The organism is Solibacillus sp. FSL W7-1324, assembly GCF_038008025.1.
Lineage (GTDB): Bacteria > Bacillota > Bacilli > Bacillales_A > Planococcaceae > Solibacillus.
Map to the genome: position 1 here is coordinate 774,527 of NZ_JBBOYH010000001.1, position 17,811 is coordinate 792,337.

Annotated in this window: 14 protein-coding genes; 12 read left to right on the top strand and 2 right to left on the bottom strand. The window is 39.8% G+C overall.

The genetic code is table 11. The annotated features are described in order from the left end of the window. Positions 1 to 11: 11 nt before the first annotated feature. Positions 12 to 365, top strand: coding sequence for a hypothetical protein (locus MKY71_RS03635; protein ID WP_079524743.1), 354 nt, complete (start codon positions 12 to 14; stop codon positions 363 to 365). Between the two features lie 5 nt (positions 366 to 370). Here the strand turns inward: MKY71_RS03635 and MKY71_RS03640 are convergent, their stop codons facing one another. Further along, positions 371 to 862: a competence protein ComK gene (locus tag MKY71_RS03640; RefSeq protein ID WP_340731646.1), complete on the bottom strand. Its 492-nt coding sequence runs from the start codon at positions 860 to 862 to the stop codon at positions 371 to 373. A gap of 187 nt (positions 863 to 1,049) precedes the next feature. Here MKY71_RS03640 and MKY71_RS03645 point away from each other — a divergent pair, with 187 nt between their 5' ends. The 7 genes from MKY71_RS03645 (at position 1,050) to MKY71_RS03675 (ending at position 11,308) form a co-directional block, all read left to right on the top strand. Further along, positions 1,050 to 1,289 carry an IDEAL domain-containing protein gene (locus MKY71_RS03645; protein WP_079524745.1) on the top strand — a complete coding sequence of 80 codons (240 nt, stop codon included), beginning with the start codon at positions 1,050 to 1,052 and terminating at the stop codon, positions 1,287 to 1,289. Positions 1,290 to 1,641: 352 nt separating this feature from the next. Then, complete coding sequence (gene uvrB / locus MKY71_RS03650) at positions 1,642 to 3,624, top strand: excinuclease ABC subunit UvrB (RefSeq protein WP_340731647.1); 1,983 nt, start codon at positions 1,642 to 1,644, stop codon at positions 3,622 to 3,624. A 5-nt stretch (positions 3,625 to 3,629) separates the two neighbouring features. Beyond that, positions 3,630 to 6,497 (top strand): excinuclease ABC subunit UvrA, encoded by a 2,868-nt coding sequence (uvrA, locus tag MKY71_RS03655; protein ID WP_340731648.1) that lies wholly within the window; start codon positions 3,630 to 3,632, stop codon positions 6,495 to 6,497. An 86-nt stretch (positions 6,498 to 6,583) separates the two neighbouring features. Then, entirely contained in the window at positions 6,584 to 7,798 is a 1,215-nt protein-coding gene (locus MKY71_RS03660; RefSeq protein ID WP_340731649.1) for a DUF4097 family beta strand repeat-containing protein, read from the top strand. A gap of 512 nt (positions 7,799 to 8,310) precedes the next feature. Further along, positions 8,311 to 8,997 carry a cell division ATP-binding protein FtsE gene (gene ftsE, locus MKY71_RS03665; protein WP_008403596.1) on the top strand — a complete coding sequence of 229 codons (687 nt, stop codon included), beginning with the start codon at positions 8,311 to 8,313 and terminating at the stop codon, positions 8,995 to 8,997. Further along, the gene (gene ftsX / locus MKY71_RS03670) at positions 8,987 to 9,883 is read left to right on the top strand and encodes a permease-like cell division protein FtsX (RefSeq protein WP_339175290.1); all 897 of its coding nucleotides are present in this window, start codon (positions 8,987 to 8,989) and stop codon (positions 9,881 to 9,883) included. Before ftsE ends, ftsX begins: the two co-directional genes overlap by 11 nt. Before the next feature lie 123 nt (positions 9,884 to 10,006). Beyond that, the gene (locus MKY71_RS03675) at positions 10,007 to 11,308 is read left to right on the top strand and encodes a murein hydrolase activator EnvC family protein (protein WP_340731650.1); all 1,302 of its coding nucleotides are present in this window, start codon (positions 10,007 to 10,009) and stop codon (positions 11,306 to 11,308) included. 48 nt (positions 11,309 to 11,356) lie between these two features. On the opposite strand, the gene MKY71_RS03680 is transcribed toward MKY71_RS03675, so the two are convergent. Then, positions 11,357 to 13,036, bottom strand: coding sequence for a diguanylate cyclase domain-containing protein (locus MKY71_RS03680; protein WP_340731651.1), 1,680 nt, complete (start codon positions 13,034 to 13,036; stop codon positions 11,357 to 11,359). A gap of 485 nt (positions 13,037 to 13,521) precedes the next feature. On the opposite strand from MKY71_RS03680, the gene MKY71_RS03685 reads away from it, so the two are divergent. The 4 genes from MKY71_RS03685 to MKY71_RS03700 all read left to right on the top strand — a co-directional run bounded on the left by MKY71_RS03685 (position 13,522) and on the right by MKY71_RS03700 (position 17,792). After that, positions 13,522 to 14,094, top strand: a complete 573-nt coding sequence (locus MKY71_RS03685; RefSeq protein ID WP_340731652.1) for a peroxiredoxin family protein — start codon at positions 13,522 to 13,524, stop codon at positions 14,092 to 14,094. Between the two features lie 115 nt (positions 14,095 to 14,209). Next, the gene (locus MKY71_RS03690) at positions 14,210 to 15,637 is read left to right on the top strand and encodes a S41 family peptidase (RefSeq protein ID WP_340731653.1); all 1,428 of its coding nucleotides are present in this window, start codon (positions 14,210 to 14,212) and stop codon (positions 15,635 to 15,637) included. A 222-nt stretch (positions 15,638 to 15,859) separates the two neighbouring features. After that, a complete protein-coding gene (locus tag MKY71_RS03695; protein WP_340731654.1) occupies positions 15,860 to 17,029 on the top strand; it encodes a PDZ domain-containing protein in 1,170 nt (389 codons plus the stop codon). A gap of 139 nt (positions 17,030 to 17,168) precedes the next feature. Then, complete coding sequence (locus MKY71_RS03700) at positions 17,169 to 17,792, top strand: TVP38/TMEM64 family protein (protein ID WP_339175296.1); 624 nt, start codon at positions 17,169 to 17,171, stop codon at positions 17,790 to 17,792. Positions 17,793 to 17,811: the final 19 nt, after the last annotated feature.

A 17,811-nucleotide genomic window follows, 5' to 3' on the forward strand; every position in this document is an offset into this window, starting at 1 on the left:
GAGGTATTCGTATGCTGCAAATTCCTTCTAAAACGATTCCGTATTATGAGGCTGGGATTTATTTGCCGTTGCTGTTAATTATTCTTGGGAAAGATTACACAATAGTGGAGCAAAGTCCGTTCAAATTTAAAAATCCCTATTTGCAATTAATCGATGCTGTACGTATCAAAATAGAGCATGACTTAAAAGAAACGAAGGACTATTTTAAACTTCATCAGATGCGCTTAGTGAGAGGCAAAACGGATGATTTGTTTACCGAGTATCATTTTTACTTTGGGGGGATCATGGAGTGTAGGAGATATTCGAATATTCGCCTTCGTAATCAAAGTGAGTTACTTCTTGCTGAATATTTTAAAAAAAGCTGATGCTCTTATAAGATGGCATTGCGCTGTAATAGCAGATATTTATAGTACATCGCAGCACGTACATATTGCTGATTGAATGATTTCATATTGATATCCAGACTAACCTCCGTATTATCAACAAATGTAACGAGCGTTTTATCACCGTCTTCACTAATATTAATAATAGGGTTCAAGGATAACCAAACATTTTGAGGTGAAAACGGCGAAAACAGCGGGAATAAAATGCAAGGATCCCCGAAATCATAGGCCACCATTATCGGCAGTTTATGCTTATTCTCTCCGAAAAACCGTCTCGCCTGATATTTGCTGGCGTCATAGGAACTTCCGTGCAGACGACACGTATCCCGAATGATTTTTAAAGGTTTATACGGAGATGTAGATTGACCGTACTTGTCCAAAATGGCAGTGTGAATTTTATCTCGTTGCTGATAGGACTTTAAACAGAAGGTAGAGTTAGAAATAATGTAATTGGTTTTTTGTGTTAAATTACTAATCATTTTGTATCCCCTATCTTTCCTACTTTTTTAATCGCTTAAATTTTCACTATACATCTAAACTACTGCATAATTTGCTAAAAATCAACATTATATTTAGAAAATTCTGTCATATGATAATTTTTCAGAATATATTGCAAATTAAATGACTTTTAATTTATAATGGTTAAAAGAGGTCGAGGTGATATCGATGGATAAATATTATTCGTATACAGACTTTTTAAAAGCGGTTAGTCAGCAGTCCACTGAACATCATGCAGAGAAGCTATTGAATGAAATTTATTTAGATTTATTTATTAGTCGGTTGCAGCGGATGCAACGTATTGAACAATTAAAGTTACTTATCGATACATCGTTAGATCAAAAGAACGAACAAGCATTTCACAGCTATACTACAGAATTAAAAGAGTTACTCGAAACTGTTTCTTAAGAGCCGCCCTCTTCAGGTGGCTTTTTTTTTATGGGCAAGCAGCGGGTTCCGGCTGTTTTCTAATAAGTGATTGAAAGTTTCTAATAAAACTAAAATAGTTCTAATAAATAGGTTATTTTCTAATAAAAAGGATAATTCTTCTAATAAGTGCGCGGGATTTTCAAATAACCGGCAACAATCCTCAAATAAGTCACCGTAGTTTTCTAATATTTGTTACCAAAGTTCTAATAAATTCAAAACGCCCTCACAATACAAAATTCGAATGTACGTTCGCAATTTTATCGTAAATTAAAAACGGGTATGTTAAAATAGAACATAACATAACATAAGCGACAGAAAGGACAATCTGAATATGACAGAAACTTTTACAATAAAGTCCGCCTATCAGCCTGCCGGGGACCAGCCGGAAGCGATTAAACAGCTCGTACAAGGGGTTAAAGAAGGCAAGCGTCACCAGACATTGCTTGGTGCGACAGGGACAGGTAAAACATTTACGATTTCCAATGTAATAAAAGAAGTGAATAAGCCGACGCTCGTGATGGCACACAATAAAACACTGGCCGGCCAATTATATAGTGAGTTCAAAGAATTCTTCCCGGACAATGCGGTTGAGTATTTTGTCAGCTATTATGACTACTTCCAGCCGGAAGCGTATGTGCCGCAAACCGATACGTACATTGAAAAGGATTCAAGTATTAATGAAGAAATCGATAAATTGCGCCACTCGGCAACGACTGCTCTATTTGAACGGAAAGACGTTATTATTATCGCGTCCGTTTCGTGTATTTACGGTCTCGGTAATCCGGAAGAATATCGTGAAATGGTCGTTTCCATTCGTACAGGGATGGAAATCGAGCGCAACCAGTTATTAAGAAAACTGGTCGACATTCAATATGAAAGAAATGATATTAACTTTACACGTGGTACGTTCCGAGTACGTGGGGATGTTGTCGAGATTTTCCCGGCATCACGCGATGAACACTGTATCCGGATCGAGTTTTTCGGAGATGAAGTAGACCGGATCCGTGAAGTGGATGCATTGACGGGCGAAATTTTAGGGGACCGTCAGCACGTAGCGATTTTCCCAGCATCCCACTTCGTTACCCGTGAAGAGAAGATGAAAGTGGCCATTGAAAATATTGAAAAAGAGCTGGAAGAGCGTCTGGCAGTATTGCGTTCGGAAGACCGATTACTGGAAGCACAGCGTTTGGAACAACGGACAAACTATGATCTGGAAATGATGAAAGAGATGGGCTTTTGTTCAGGTATCGAAAACTATTCGCGCCATTTAACATTGCGTGAAGCAGGGGCGACACCGTATACATTACTCGATTACTTCCCGGAAGACTTTTTGCTAGTCGTTGATGAAAGCCATGTTACATTACCGCAAGTACGTGGTATGTATAATGGAGACCAGGCTCGTAAAGGGGTACTGGTTGAACATGGTTTCCGTCTGCCGTCCGCACTCGATAACCGCCCGCTAATGTTTGATGAGTTCCAGTCAAAGGTAAGCCAGGCGATCTATGTGTCAGCAACACCGGGTCCATACGAATTGGAGCATACACCGGAAATGGTGGAGCAGATTATTCGTCCGACAGGGCTGCTTGATCCGACAATTGATATCCGTCCGATTGAAGGGCAGATTGATGATCTGATCGATGAAATCCATGAGCGTATCCGCCGTAATGAACGGACACTCGTTACGACATTGACGAAGAAGATGTCTGAAGATTTATCAAGCTATTTAAAGGAAATGGGTCTGAAAGTAGAATACCTGCATTCCGAAATCAAAACATTGGAGCGGATCGAAATTATCCGTGAGCTTCGTAAAGGAACTTATGATGTGCTGATCGGCATTAACTTATTAAGGGAAGGTCTCGATATTCCCGAAGTCTCCCTTGTCGCGATTTTGGATGCGGACAAGGAAGGGTTCCTGCGTTCGGAACGTTCACTCATTCAAACGATTGGACGGGCTGCACGTAACTCGAACGGTCATGTCATCATGTATGCCAACAATATGACGGATTCAATGACAAAAGCGATCGGTGAAACGAAACGCCGTCGTGAAACTCAAATGGCCTACAATGAAAAACATGGGATTACACCGAAAACTATTATTAAAAAGATTCCTGAGATTATCCGCGCTACACAAGCTGCGGAAGGGGAAGAAACATATATTACAAAAGTAACAGGCGGCAAAAAGCTGACGAAAAAAGAGCTGGAGAAGCTTGTTGAGACATTGCAAGTAGAAATGAAAGAAGCCGCAAAAGCGCTGGACTTTGAACGCGCGGCTGAATTACGTGACATGATATTTGAATTGAAAGCAGAAGGGTGAACAATGTGAAAAATACAGAAATTGTCGTACAAGGTGCACGAGCGCATAATTTAAAAAATATTGATGTCACAATTCCTCGCGATAAAATTGTTGTTGTGACAGGGCTTTCAGGTTCTGGTAAATCGTCACTGGCATTCGATACGATTTATGCGGAGGGGCAGCGTCGTTATGTCGAATCATTGTCTGCATATGCACGACAATTTTTAGGACAAATGGACAAGCCGGATGTCGATACAATTGAAGGGCTGTCACCGGCTATTTCGATCGACCAGAAGACGACGAGCCGCAATCCGCGCTCGACTGTCGGTACAGTAACGGAAATTTACGATTATTTGCGACTGCTTTTTGCGCGTATCGGAAAACCATACTGCCCGAACCATGGGATTGAAATTACGTCACAGACGGTTGAACAAATGGTCGACCGCCTGATGGAATATCCGGAGCGCACGAAAATGCAGCTCCTTGCTCCTGTTATCGAAGGGAAAAAAGGGACACATGTAAAGCTGATAGAAGACTTGAAAAAACAAGGATTTGTGCGTATCCGTGTAAACGGGGAACTGCGTGATCTCGATGACAATATCGAGCTGGATAAAAATAAAAAACATACAATTGAAGTAGTCGTGGACCGCGTTGTCGTAAAAGAGGGCAATGAAACACGATTAAGTGATTCGCTGGAAGCAGCGCTCAGAATTGCGGATGGCCGTGTTCTTGTCGATGTTATCGATCATGAGGAGCTGTTATTCAGTGAGCATCATGCATGTCCGCTTTGCGGATTTTCGATCGGTGAACTTGAACCGCGCATGTTTTCATTCAACAGTCCATTCGGGGCTTGCCCTACGTGTGACGGGCTTGGAAGTAAGGCAAAGGCCGATCTCGATCTGGTCATCCACAACTGGGATTTAACACTCCTTGAAAATGCGATTGCACCATGGGAATCCGTATCGTCCAACTATTACCCGCAGCTGCTGGCATCCGTATGCAAGCATTATAATATTCCGATGGATGTACCGGTAAAAGATATTCCGAAAGAGAAAATGGATAAAATTTTATACGGTTCAGGAAAAGAAAAGATTCTATTCGAATATACGAATGATTACGGCAGCATGCATAAGAAAAATATTGAATTTGAAGGCGTCATCGCGAATATCGAACGCCGCTTTAAAGATTCCTCTTCAGATTATGTACGTGAATCAATGCAAAAGTACATGACGGAACAGCCTTGTGCTACTTGTAAAGGGCACCGTCTGAAAAAGGAAACACTGGCAGTAAAAATTAAAGACCAAAACATTTCAGAAGCGACACGCCACTCCATTCAGGAAATGTATGAATTCTTTAGTTCACTAGAATTAACGGAAAAAGAACGCCAGATTGCGAATTTAATTATTCGCGAAGTAATTGAACGACTGAAGTTCTTACTGGATGTCGGATTAAATTATTTAACACTTGCACGATCTGCCGGAACTTTATCCGGTGGGGAAGCACAGCGGATTCGACTGGCAACACAGATCGGTTCCCGCCTAACAGGGGTTCTTTATATTTTGGACGAACCGTCAATCGGGCTGCATCAGCGTGATAATGACCGGTTAATCAATACACTTGTAAATATGCGTGATCTTGGCAATACATTAATTATCGTCGAACATGATGAAGATACGATGATGGCGGCAGACCACTTAATCGATATTGGCCCGGGTGCCGGTGTGCACGGCGGTCAAGTCATTGCACAAGGGACACCAAAGCAAGTAATGAAAAACAAAGAGTCAATTACCGGCCAATATTTAAGCGGGAAGAAGTTTATTCCGCTTCCGCTTGAACGCCGTAAATCAGATGGCCGAAAAATAAAGATTAAAGGCGCTTCCGAGAATAACTTGAAAAATGTCAGCGTCGATATCCCATTAGGTCAATTCATCGCCGTTACGGGTGTGTCAGGTTCCGGTAAATCGACATTGATAAATGAAATCTTATATAAGTCACTCGCATCAAAGCTGAACCGGGCAAAAGTGAAGCCTGGCAAGCACAAAGCAATAGAAGGTTTGGAACAGCTGGAGAAAGTAATCGATGTGGACCAATCGCCAATCGGCCGTACACCACGTTCCAATCCTGCAACATATATCGGTGTATTCGATGATATTCGTGATGTTTTTGCGATGACGAATGAAGCGAAAGTGCGCGGCTATAAAAAAGGGCGTTTTTCGTTCAACGTAAAAGGCGGACGTTGTGAAGCTTGCCGCGGGGACGGCATTATTAAAATTGAAATGCACTTCTTGCCGGATGTATATGTGCCATGTGAAGTTTGTCACGGCAAGCGTTATAACCGTGAAACTCTGGAAGTAAAATATAAGGATAAAAATATTTCCGATATTTTGGAAATGACCGTAGAAGATGCGTTGGAGTTTTTCGGGAACTTACCGAAAATCCAGCGGAAACTGCAAACAATTGTCGATGTCGGGCTTGGTTATGTGAAGCTTGGCCAGCCTGCCACAACATTATCCGGCGGGGAAGCACAACGTGTAAAATTGGCATCTGAGTTGCATCGCCGTTCAACCGGCAAATCATTTTATATTTTGGATGAGCCGACGACCGGTTTGCATGCGGATGATATTTCCCGTCTACTGCTTGTACTGCAGCGCTTAGTTGAAAACGGAGAGACGGTCCTTGTTATTGAGCATAATCTTGATGTCATCAAAACAGCCGACCATATTATCGATTTAGGTCCTGAAGGCGGCGAAGGTGGGGGTACCATTTTAGCGACAGGTACGCCGGAGAAAATTGCTGAAGTAGAGGAAAGCTATACAGGACGTTATTTAAAACCGATTCTCGAACGTGACCGTGAGCGTATGGAATCAAGAATTAAAGAAGCGAAAAATAAATAGATTGAAAAACTGAGAGCGCAAACGAAACTTTTCGTCCTCCCTCCTCGTATAATAACTATATACGAAGCAGAGGGAGGAATTTTTTTATGCAAGAAGAACGTAAGCGCATTTTAAAATTAGTTGAAAGCGGTACAATTACGGCAGAAGAGGCAATTGTATTACTGGAAAAATTGTCGTCGGAAAAGGAATCCACTCCAGCACAAACTGCACCATTCGAGCAACCGGTTTTTGAAGAAAAGTTTGAGGAAGAGCCGCATAAGGCAGAACCGGTTTTTGAAGAGCAAAAAGAAAAACGTAAAACAACAGGATTTGAAGATATTTTCGGCAAGTCATTTAACGATAAAGAATTCAATAAAAAAATGGACGAGTTTATGGGCGATATTAAGCAGGATTTATCGCAATTCAGCACACGTATGACAGGATTGGTCGGTGCGGCCTTATCGAAGTTCAAAGAGCTTGATATTGATACACCGTTTGGAGAAAAAGTGGAATTTACGAAAACGTACGCATACCCTGTAGCTGATGTTAAAGGGGTAGAGCTGGAAATCGCCAACGGTAAAGTCGATATCGTACGTGCTATGGATGATTTAGTTACTGTCAATGTCACTGGGAAAACACCGTTAAAAGGTAATGAGGAAGAAACGATTACTCAGGCAACGGAAAACATGTCAAAGCTGACAAATGACAAATTATTTATTCAGTCAACAAATAAATTTGCGCAAGTGAAAGTACAAGTAGCTATTCCAGAAAAACATTATGATGTCGTCATTGCAAAATTATTAACAGGTAGTGTTTCAATCGAAAAGGTTGATGCAAAGCTAGTAAAAGCACGTACTCATAACGGTGTCATCCGTTTGGAAAATGCAACATTCGATCATGCGGAACTGCAAACGAGCAATGGTGCAGTAGAAGCCCGTCAAATAAAAGGTGATGATTTGGAAATCGGCACAGCGAATGGTCGTATTTATGTGGACGGCGAATTAAACGAAATTGAAGCAGAATCAATGAATGGACATGTTGTCATTACAACAACGAGTGCAGAAGCGCACAAAATCAAGGCACGTGCCCTTGCGGGTTCAGTTGAAATTTATGTTCCGAAAACCGTTGCGCTGGACGGCCAGGTTTTCTCAAACTTCGGTAAAGCAGATATCGGTTTAAGTGATGCGCTTATTACAGAAGAAGAGGAGCAATTCCTGTCAAAATCGGTTCGCTTCTCAAAAGAACTGGAAGGTGCAAAACTTCTGAAATTAGTAGGAGAATCTCGTACAGGTACAGTGCTCGTACGTTATACACTGCAATAGACCAGGATTCTATTAACCAAGGCATAGGGTTCGATTTCCTAAGAGCAACATAAATTATATCAAAAGGCATCCATTTTCTAACATAGAATTTGGATGCCTTTAATTTTTTTGTTTTCCGAGAAATCTCCAATAAAAAGTCACAAACTGCCGCATTCCTACAGGGAAAAATGCTCTTTCTAAAAAACTCCCTAAAAATACCATAATAATCCAAATATTGAGAAGGGTTTTCACTGACAACGTCGAATAATTAAAAATAGTGTAGAGTATTTTGTTATATTAAGAACATTTCATACTTTAACAATTACATTACGAAAACCCAAAAACGAGTATATTTGGATGAAAATTTAGCGACAATTGAATTTTTACAATGTTGTCATGACGGTCCAGAGGGCTTGAAAACGAGGCGGGGCTTACATTGAAAAGAAAATGTAATAAAATTTGAGCCTGAAAATGCTATAATGGGTAAGACTAAAATTTAAAATACTAGATATTGAGCTTAGGTGGTTTCGTGAATGATTGAAATGAATAATGTAGTGAAGAAGTATCCTAATGGGGTCGTCGCCGCTAACGGGATTACGGTTCATATAAAAAAGGGCGAATTTGTTTATATAGTTGGCCCGAGTGGAGCAGGTAAATCGACATTCATTAAGTTGATGTACCGCGAAGAAAAACCGACTTCCGGCGATGTCATCATTAATGGCATTAATTTGAGAACGCTAAAAAACAATCGCGTACCCCATTTACGCCGTCATCTTGGTGTCGTCTTCCAGGACTTTAAATTATTGCCGCGCTTAACAGTGTATGAAAATGTAGCGTTCGCGATGGAAGTAATTGAAGAACAGCCAAGTGTTATCCGTAAACGGGTAATGGAAGTACTCGAACTGGTGGGATTGAAGCATAAAGTGCGGATGCTGCCAAATGAGCTGTCAGGTGGGGAACAGCAGCGCGTTGCAATTGCCCGCTCGATTGTGAACCGTCCGAAAGTGATGATTGCGGACGAGCCTACAGGGAATTTAGACCCGGAAACTTCGTGGGAAATTATGAATATTTTTGAAGAAATCAATCGCCAAGGTACAACAATTTTAATGGCAACACATAACCGTGAAATCGTAAATACTGTGCGTAAAAGAGTTATTGCCATTGAAGGCGGAATGATCGTCCGTGACGAGTACGGAGGTGACTACGGCTATGAAAACTAGAACAATTGCCCGTCATTTCCGTGAGAGTTTTAAATCATTGGGCCGTAACAGCTGGATGACACTCGCTTCAATCAGTGCTGTAACGGTCACATTATTATTGGTCGGTGTATTTGCTGCAATCATGATGAATTTAAACAAAGTCGCTTCCGATTTGGAGAACGATGTTGAAATTCGTGTCATGATCGATATTATTCCGGAAGCGGAAGAAGCAAAACTTGCAGAAGAACAGCTTCTTGACGAGATTCATAATATGCCGGATGTCGAAGAAGTTACATATTCTTCAAAAGAACAGGAATTAAGTAAGTTAATCAAAGATTTTGGTGATGAATTAAGTTTATTCGAACAGAACAACCCGTTATATAATGTACTGTATGTCAAAGCTGTCGATCCTCTGAAAACAGCTGATGTCGCTAAGCAGATTGATAGCTTGGACAATACATTTGAAGTAAAATATGGCGAGGGTAAAGTAGAGAAACTATTTAACTTCTTGGAAATCGCTCGTAATGTTGGACTCGTATTAATTTTAGGCCTGCTGTTTACAGCAATGTTCTTAATCTCTAATACAATTCGCATTACGATTATTGCACGTAAAGATGAAATTGAAATTATGAAGCTTGTAGGGGCTACAAATTCTTTCGTCCGCATTCCATTTGTATTGGAAGGAATGTGGCTTGGTTTGATTGGATCAATCATTCCGGTCGCAGCCGTTACAATTGCTTATTATAATATTTATGATTTATTGGCACCTCGATTAAAAGGGGAATTGTTCCAATTATTAGAAGTAACACCACTTATGTATCAGGTGAACGCATTAATTATTTTCATTGGGATGTTCATCGGTATATGGGGTAGTTTTATGTCAGTTCGTAAGTTTTTAAAAGTATAACTTCTTTCAGCGACTGTCACACATTGCCAAGGCAAAATTGACAATGACGAAAATAGTGGGAAGTGGCTCGTTTTTTGAGATAAAAAGAGCCACTCTTACCCATGCATTTAGGGGGAAAAGTTTTTGAAGAAGCTAACGACGCGTTCATTTAAAACCGTATCTGCAGTCCTTGCGCTAGCGCTATTTGTTCAAATACCGGCAGCAGCATCTGCAGCAACATTAGATGAACTGAAAAAAGAGCGTAGTCAACTCGAAGCAGAGAAGAAAACAATTAATAAATCGCTTGAACAAAAAACAAATGAGATTCAAACAAATCAAAACAGACAGCAAAAAATCATTTCACAACTGGAGCAACTTGGTGGGGAAATTAATGAAACGAACCATAAAATTGCCGTTGTCGAATTGGATATTGAAATTGCAAACGAAGAGATTTCTATTTTAGAAGATGGAATCGCAGAATTAAAAGAGAAGATCGAACAGCGTAACGAGCTATTACGTGAACGTGCCCGCGCAATACAGTCATCCGGTACAGTAAGCTACCTTGACGTCCTGCTTGGAGCAAATAGTTTCGTAGACTTTATCGATCGTTTTTCTGCTGTAAGCACACTTATGGACGCTGACCGTCAAATTATGCGTGAGCAAAAAGAAGACCAGGAAAAGCTTGAAGTTCAAAAGCTGGAGCTTGTGAAGAAGAAAGAAAATCTTGAAGCGAATAAAGCAGAATTAAAGAGTTTGATGGCTTCATTAAACAACCAAAAGAAAGAAAAGAAACGTTTAGTAGCGGAGCTTGAAAAAGAAGAAGCGAAATTACGTGCTGAGAAGACAGATTTAAAAGAACAGTACCATGATAAAGTGGAATTAAGTAAAGAACTTGAAGAGAAGTTCCTTAAAGAACAACGCCGATTAGCAGAAGTTGCCCGTCAAAAAGCATTGGAAGCTGCGGCTGCTAAAAAGAAAAAACAAAGCAGCAGTAATAGTTCTGTAAGTTCCGGTAACTTGCCGGTTGTTTCGTCAGGACATTGGACAAGACCGGCAGCGGGCCGTTTCACATCAGGGTTCGGCGGACGTGATATTGGACCGATCGGAAGTAAGAATCACTTAGGTGTTGATATTGCCAACTCAATCGGAACACCGGTTGTTGCAGCAGCAGATGGCGTAGTATCTTATGTTGGTTCGATGAATGGTTACGGTAATGTTGTTATGGTGACTCACTCAATTGAAGGCCAATTATTTACAACAACGTATGCCCATTTAAGTGGATTTAATACAAGTGTTGGTGCATCTGTTTCGAAAGGCCAGCAAATTGCACGCCTAGGGAATTCAGGGAACTCAACAGGACCGCATGTACACTTTGAAATTCATGTCGGTGAATGGAACGGCAGTCGTTCAAACGCTGTAAACCCATTAAATTATATTTCACTGTAACATAGAGAAAAGACCAAACTTTGATTAAAGTTTGGTCTTTTTATGTGTTTATGAAGAAAGGCTGGGAAAGTTACCGTTATCATATAATTTATAGCAGTTTTTACCGCTTTTTTTAGCCTCATATAAGGCAATGTCGGCTTTTTTCATTAAGCTGGATTCGGTGAAGTTCTGTTGACAGGACGATGTTGCAATCCCCATGCTTGTTGTAACTGATAAAGTATGGCCATTCAGTTTCCATGGCTGCCGAATAGTTTGGTTAATTCTCTCTGCAATTTCCAGCGCATTTTGAGAGCTTGGAATGTTTGAGAGCAGAATAACAAATTCATCTCCGCCTAATCTTGCCACCAAGTCATGATCCCGGATCGCGGCTTTAATACGAGCGCCAAATTCTTTAATAACCGCATCACCTGTATCATGGCCATAGTTATCATTGATCTGTTTAAAGTGGTCAATATCTAAAAGTATTAAGGCAAGAGGCGTATGATTTGTTAGAAACTGTTCCTTTGCAAAAGCAAATTGTTCCTTAAAATAAAGTCGGTTCGGAAGATTGGTTAAGCTATCGTGATAAGCGAAATATTTTAATTTAGCTTCATATTCTCTTCTTAAAGTTATGTCTCGGGTAAGCACAACCAGATATTGAAAGGCATTATAATGATTGAACACCGGATTTCCGATGGATTCACACCAGATCATATTTCCTTCAGCATTTTTTTGTCTAAATTGAATAGTAAAAGGTTCACCAGTATAGATCGATTTACTGACAACTTCTACTAGTCGTTCCTGATCCTCTGTATGGACATTATGAAGGAAGCTTTTTTCAAGATATTCCTGATTGCAGTAACCTAATATCTTTTTATAAGAAGGGGAAACATATGTAATTTCGCCGTCTTTATTAACAACTGTAATTAAGTCATGGGCATTTTCTGCAATAATGCGGAACCGTTTTTCACTTTCTTCCAGCTTATTAATGCTTTGAATCTGTTCCGTAACATCTTTCAAAATTCCGTATAGTCCAATGATTTTCTCATCGATTAAAAGTGGGATGATTTTAAAAATGATGTTAACCTGCTGGCCGTCTTTATTTTTGAAGATTAAATCTCCGCTTTGATTCGTTCCTTTTAGTGCTTCATTTATTAGATGTTCGAAGTTGCCGGAATCTTCTTTGTCCACCAGCTCTTTAAGAGGTTTACCGAACAGTTCCTTTATTTTATACCCGGTAATATGTTCACTTGCTTCGTTTCCATCAGTAATATAACCCATCTTATTTAAAACAAAAATGCCGTCCGTATTATGGAAAAATAAAGAATGGTAACGCTCATTACTTTCAGCAAGGCTATTGATCATTTCCATAGCATTTGATAGTGCTTTTCTTTCCTGTGTAATATCGCGAACAACGGCTATGATTTGATCTACAGCGCCTTTTTCATCAAAAAATGGGCTTAAAACGGTTTCAGCATAATACTTTTTTCCGCTCTCTTCGTAAATATCTTCGTAAGTATAGCTTTTTTTACTTTCAACAACTTGGCTGTACTGCTTATATAAAAAATTTCCTTTTTCCTTTGGCTCGATATCCAAAATGCTTGAGCCTATAATCCGGTTAGACAAATTTAGTCGTTCCATCGCAGCGGTATTAACAAACTGAAAGCGGAAATCATCGTTTACAACTTTAAGAATAAAGACCATATCTTTAATACCGTTCATTAAAACTTCTTGATAAAATTTTCCCATAAAAGTTCCCCTTGTTTAAACTGGACTAAAATTTAATTCTTCTGAAGTAAGTATGGGCATCTTCATAGATAAATTCAGTGTTTGGAATTTTTTCATTATTTTTAATTGTAGTAATTAATTTATTAATAATAGAAGCTAACCGATTTACCGTCAATTGATTCACTATCATAGGAACTCCGTAAGAATAGCCATAATCAAGTTAATATGTTTGCTAATTATTATGTATATTTACTTATAAATGAACTGAAATTTAATTATTCAAATCTTATTTTAAGGACTATTGTAATAAGACTATATATTCATATTAAAATATGTATATTTAAAATACCCGTTTTTAATAATAATTAATCACATTTGATAGAAGTATTTATGTATTTATTTATGGAGTTTTTCCTCTGCAGTTTTAAAAGAAATTTTTCCAGTTTGAATAAAAACTTGAAAGTTATGATAATGTACTAGTAGGAAGAAATGGTGGGGTGATGTTGATGAAGAAAAATATTGGAATCGGTATTATTTTAGTGCTTGTCATTACAATGCTTGGCACTTACATAAAAGCTGAAATCGATCAGAGTACTGCAATCAACGACTATGCATTAGGAAAAGAAGTGGAACCGGAAGAAGAAGTGGGTCTTGAAAAAGGTCAGTTTGCACCGGATTTTACATTATATAATTTACAAGGGGAGCCACTGACGCTTTCGGAGCTGAGAGGGAAGCGTGTTGTACTGAACTTCTGGGCGACTTGGTGTCCGCCATGCGAAGCTGAAATGCCGCATATGCAAAAATACTACGAAAAATATCGTAAAGAAGACAATGTGGAGATTGTCGGTGTTAATATGACATATGCAAATGAAAAGCTGGAGCGTGTGGAGCAGTTTTTAAAAAGTTATAAGATTACCTTCCCAATCGTACTGGAACAAACTGAAGCAGTCGCCTTTCAATATGAAATTTTGACAATGCCGACAACGTACATGATTGATACAGCAGGGAAAATTCAAAAGCAGATTATTGGTCCGCTGGATTTGGATGCATTGCGTGAAAATGTGCTCCAACTAGATTAAGTACGGGTAATTTATAGATTAGCACTTAAATTAACTTCATTTTGACGTTAAATTCGACTTTGTAAGTATGAATCTTTCATTCGCTTCATAAATTTTATGGAACGGAGGAGAATTCGTGCGGAAAAGTCGGATTTTTTTATTAGTTGTCGCAATGGTGTGTATTGGCGTAATTGTTTATGGTGTGTTGAATATTAAGGCACAGCCCAAGGAGGAACAGGCGGAGTTTGCGGTAGTCAATGAACTGCATGAGTTAATCACGAAGGAGTCGGTTTATGATATCGATTCGGAGAAATTGGTGGAAGGTGCACTGCGAGGGATGGCAAATGCAATAAATGACCCCTATAGTACCTATTATTCGGAGCAGGAAGCAGCATTACATAAACAGACGCTCGCAAGTGAACGAATCGGAATTGGTGTTGAGTTGGCAGAAGCAAATGGTAAGATTATTGTCGTGGCCCCTATTAAAGCATCGCCAGCAGAAAAAGCGGGTATTCGACCATTGGATGAGCTTGTACAAATTAATGAGGTACGACTTGACGGGAAATCAATGGGGGAAGTTCGTAAACTGATGTATGGCAAAGAAGGGGAAGCAGTGGAACTTGTCATTTATCGCCCGGATATGGATCAGCATTTAAAGTTGGTCATGAAAAGGGAACGCTTGAAAAATGATACGGTGGAAGCTGAAGTCCTCGAGGTAGAAGGAAAAAAACTCGGCTATATAACGATCAATCTATTTGGCGAAAAAACAGCAGAGGAGTGGAAAGAGGCTCTTGATGGTGTAATTAAGGAGGAAGTGGAAGGGTTAATCATTGATGTGAGGGACAATCCAGGTGGCTATTTACATAGTGTTACCCAAATGATGAGCATGTTCGAGCAAAAAGAAAAAATCTTTGCGTACATGCAAAATCATGACGGTGTAACAGAGCCGCTGAAAACAAAGAAAGTCGAGCAGTTCCAGCCTTACGCAAATTGGCTGCGCGACACGCCTTTAACACTTATCCAAAATGAAGGAAGCGCATCAGCCAGTGAAGTGTTTGCGGGTGCCCTGCAGGACTGGAAGCGTTCGGTCATAATTGGGGTGACGAGCTTCGGTAAAGGAACGGTTCAGCAAACATGGGACCTTCAAAATGGCGGAGAAGTAAAGTTATCGACGAACAAATGGCTTACTCCTTCTAAAAAGTGGATTCATGATGTTGGGATCGAGCCGGATGTCGAAGTGACACAGCATCCTCTTTACAGTGTAGAAACAAAAATACTGAAGGGGCGCTATGAAGAGGGAGAATACAGTGAAGAAGTTGCCTACAGCCAGCGCATATTAAGTGAACTGGGCTATGCGATCAGCCGGACAGACGGATTCTTTGATAAGGATACAGCTCAGGAAGTGGAGAGCTTCAGACATAAGCATGACATTGCAGAAGGAGACTATATGGATGAAGCATTTTTCAATGAATTAACGAAAGAACTGCAAACATTCAAACAGTCGAAAGTAAATGACATGCAGCTGCAGATGGCGATTAGTTATATAATGCATCAGTTTGAGTGATTGATAGTATAAAAGAGATTGAGGGCTCGTTTCTTTAATGAAATGGGCTTTTTTTATTTGTTCAACATTTTATTTAGAAAACGGTCTGAAAGATACCTCCTTATTTAACTCGCCCCCTACATCTCCAATTCCACCGCCAAGCCTTTATTTCTATTCCGGTACAAATGGGACTACGCATTACGGAAAGGATTTGGTACAATTATTCGTACGGTAGGTGAGAATATGGATGGAACAGTTTTGATTGAAATTTTAAAAGGGATTGGCCGGTTTTTTATAAATCCTTTGTTTTATGTCGCCATCATTTCCGCAGTATATTTAGGGTATCGCCGAGTGAAGCGCGAACGAAGGTATTTTAACCGACGGATACTAGGTGGCTGGTCCGAGCTGAAAAATATGCTTGCGATGGGCTTTATGCTGTCCGTTATTATTTCCTTATTTAGTCTTGTAATAGGCTTAACAGTATCACTCGAATTATTGACAATTGTATTTATTGTAAGTCTCGCAGGTATGATTATTTATCTGTATCAATTATTATCGCCAGCGATTGTGATGGCAGTTGCTTTTTGCGGAATCGTTTGGATGCAATGGCAAGATTGGTCATATACAATCGGAACAATTGAGTTGGCAGGTAGAAATGTTACGGACGAGCTTGTTATGACCGTTCCGATAATGACAGGGCTTTTGCTGATGGCGGAAGGAATTTTAATCCGCCGTTATGGTGCCCGGTTTGCTTCACCGATTGTTGAGAAAACAAAACGTGGATTAAACGGGATCGGTTATTTTAGTAAACAGCTTTGGATTTTACCGGTCTTTACTGTTATTCCGGGTGAAGGGATTCAAAATTTTGCACCTTATTGGCCACAGTTTACGATTGGAGCAGAACAGTTTTCAATCATTGTTTTCCCATTTATTATCGGCTTCCAGCAGATGGTGCGTCAGAAGCTGCCGATGAATGTTTATCCTCAAATGGGACGTTCAATTATAATGATAGGCCAATTTGTGCTCGTTGTCGGATTGGCCGCTTATCTCCTGCCGATACTTGGGGCAGCAGCATTAGCGTTAGGAGCAATTTCTCGTACAATTATCGGTATTCATTATAGTCGTTCAGAGGACCGTAACAGCTATGCCGTTGTACGCAGTGATAAAGGTGTGATGATTGCCGGTATTTTACCGGATTCCCCTGCTGAGAAAATGGGGCTTGTCGCAGGTGAAATTATCAAGCGTGTAAATGGACAAGATGTTTTTACAGAAGAAGATTTGTATAAAGCATTGCAGATCAATGCTGCCCATTGCCGTTTGGAAGTGCTGGATCATTCTGGTGAGTTGCGCCTTGCCCAGCATGTTGTCCATCGTGATGATAATCATAAAATTGGATTATTAGTTGTCAGTTAATTTCAAAAGAATCTCGATAATACGAGGTTCTTTTTTTTGGCTAAAACGGGTATAAACAAATTATGTTAAGATTAAATTGTACTAGACAGCATTGTGTAACTTCAGGAATTTTTATCGTTTTTGGTAGGGGTGAGTGGTTATGTTAGATTGGCTGACAATCGATAATATAGAAACAGTTGTAGAAAAATATAAGTTACTAGGCCCGTTTTTCGGAGTTTTATTAACGTTTTTGGAATCATTTATACCGATATTGCCGCTGTTCGTAATCATCATTGCCAATGCAGCCGCATACGGGTTGTTTTGGGGATTTTTACTGTCCTGGCTTGGAACAGTAGCAGGTTCCTATATGTTCTTTCTTATGATTCGCATGTTCGGAAAGTACCGGCTCTTCCGTCGGATTAAAGAACAGAAACAAGTAAAAAAATTGATTAACTGGGTGGATATTAGAGGATTTACACCACTGTTTGTTCTGCTGTGCCTGCCGTTTACACCTGTAGTCGTTGTCAATACGGTTGCGGGTCTATCTCATATAAAAAAGAAATATTATTTTTTGACACTTCTTATTTCAAAACCTATTTTAATCTTTCTAATTAGCTACTTAGGCAGTGATCTGCGTGACATTTTAACCTCTCCTGTCAAACTTATTATGTCAGCTGTAATTATTTTAATCATTTGGGGAATCGGCAAACTGATTGAAAAGATTTTAAATAAGCGCGTGGAAAGAGATTTACGAGAAATCGGGAATTTGCGAAAACATAAATAAAAACTAGAAGTCCTGGCTT

Bases quoted from the DNA above. Each gene is read 5' to 3' on its own strand.
- MKY71_RS03635 (WP_079524743.1), top strand. From the start codon at position 12: ATGCTGCAAATTCCTTCTAAAACGATTCCGTATTATGAGGCTGGGATT.
- MKY71_RS03640 (WP_340731646.1), bottom strand. From the start codon at position 862: ATGATTAGTAATTTAACACAAAAAACCAATTACATTATTTCTAACTCT.
- MKY71_RS03645 (WP_079524745.1), top strand. From the start codon at position 1,050: ATGGATAAATATTATTCGTATACAGACTTTTTAAAAGCGGTTAGTCAG.
- uvrB (WP_340731647.1), top strand. From the start codon at position 1,642: ATGACAGAAACTTTTACAATAAAGTCCGCCTATCAGCCTGCCGGGGAC.
- MKY71_RS03660 (WP_340731649.1), top strand. From the start codon at position 6,584: ATGCAAGAAGAACGTAAGCGCATTTTAAAATTAGTTGAAAGCGGTACA.
- ftsE (WP_008403596.1), top strand. From the start codon at position 8,311: ATGATTGAAATGAATAATGTAGTGAAGAAGTATCCTAATGGGGTCGTC.
- ftsX (WP_339175290.1), top strand. From the start codon at position 8,987: ATGAAAACTAGAACAATTGCCCGTCATTTCCGTGAGAGTTTTAAATCA.
- MKY71_RS03680 (WP_340731651.1), bottom strand. From the start codon at position 13,036: ATGGGAAAATTTTATCAAGAAGTTTTAATGAACGGTATTAAAGATATG.
- MKY71_RS03685 (WP_340731652.1), top strand. From the start codon at position 13,522: ATGAAGAAAAATATTGGAATCGGTATTATTTTAGTGCTTGTCATTACA.
- MKY71_RS03695 (WP_340731654.1), top strand. From the start codon at position 15,860: ATGGATGGAACAGTTTTGATTGAAATTTTAAAAGGGATTGGCCGGTTT.
- MKY71_RS03700 (WP_339175296.1), top strand. From the start codon at position 17,169: ATGTTAGATTGGCTGACAATCGATAATATAGAAACAGTTGTAGAAAAA.